1 pseudogene is annotated in these 265 nt (G+C 28.3%); it reads right to left on the reverse strand.

Annotated elements, in window-relative coordinates:
• A pseudogene (locus KGF42_RS19485) lies at positions 1-265 on the reverse strand (IS200/IS605 family element RNA-guided endonuclease TnpB); the annotation flags it as partial.

A 265-nucleotide genomic window follows, 5' to 3' on the forward strand; every position in this document is an offset into this window, starting at 1 on the left:
ACTTCTTAAGATACTTAGGATTTTCTATAAATTCTCCACAACTTGAGATACAAAATTCTTTAATTCCTAAATCTAAACCTATCTGATTATTAGTATTTTCAAATGCTTCAATATCTACATCAGTACAGCATAATGATACATAATATCTACCACTTGGTTCTTTAGATATAGTAGCATTAAGTATTCTACCTTGAGGTACTTGTTTATCCCTTATCTTAACCATACCAAGTTTAGGTAGTTTTATATGTTGACCACAATACATAAT

It is taken from the genome of Clostridioides sp. ZZV15-6383 (assembly GCF_020657735.1).
Lineage (GTDB): Bacteria > Bacillota > Clostridia > Peptostreptococcales > Peptostreptococcaceae > Clostridioides > Clostridioides difficile_D.